This is a genomic window from Bradyrhizobium sp. NBAIM08 (assembly GCF_020193935.1).
GTDB lineage: Bacteria > Pseudomonadota > Alphaproteobacteria > Rhizobiales > Xanthobacteraceae > Bradyrhizobium > Bradyrhizobium yuanmingense.
The window spans coordinates 1-644 of the sequence record NZ_JADYVR010000066.1 but is presented as its reverse complement, the minus strand read 5'-3'; the positions used below and the strand labels follow the sequence as shown (position 1 = coordinate 644).

The 644-nt window shown below is 70.7% G+C and carries 2 protein-coding genes; both read left to right on the top strand.

Translation table 11 applies throughout. The features are described from left to right. Positions 1–221, top strand: a 221-nt coding sequence (locus I6F37_RS38400) for a hypothetical protein (RefSeq protein WP_225154128.1), incomplete at its 5' end; no start/stop codon positions are given. Between the two features lie 10 nt (positions 222–231). Further along, the coding region (locus I6F37_RS38395; RefSeq protein ID WP_225154127.1) for a deoxyribodipyrimidine photo-lyase at positions 232–644 on the top strand (413 nt) is incomplete at its 3' end.

Sequence of the window (644 nt, the reverse complement as noted above, 5' to 3'; positions counted from 1 at the left end):
CTTCGGACGTGCTGGTGGCCGAGCTCGACGGCGAGCTCATCGCCGCGCTGCCGATCGACGCCGGGCAGGCGATCGCGGACCCCTTCCAGCCCACCGCTGCCGCCGTGGAGCTGCTTCACGAACGCCTGACCGAGCTGCGCAGCAGCGCCCCGCAGCGCGGCCGCCTGCGACGAATGTGGAGCACGCTGCGACGGACTGGGCCGGAGCTCGCACCCCGCTAGCCTCGCGGGTGTGAAGGCAGCGGTCGTTCTCTTCAACCGGGACCTGCGCGTACACGACAATCCCGCGCTTGCCTCGGCGGCACGCTGTGAGCAGGTCGTTCCACTCTTCGTCCTCGACGACGCGATTCTCGGCTCGCGCTTCGCCGCTCCCAACCGGCTCGCGTTCCTGCTCGACTCGCTGCGCGACCTCGACGAGTCGCTGGGCGACCGCGGTGCCCGTCTGGTCATCCGCCGTGGCGACCCCGTCAAGGAGGCAATTGGCGTCGCGAAGGACGCCGGCGCCACCGAGATTCATGTGAGCGCCGACTACAGCGCCTTCGCGCGCGCCCGCGAACGGCGGCTGAGCGAGGCATGCGAGCACGAGCGGCTCGAACTGCAGATTCATCCAGGAGTCACCGTCGTGCCGCCCGGCGACCTGACCCC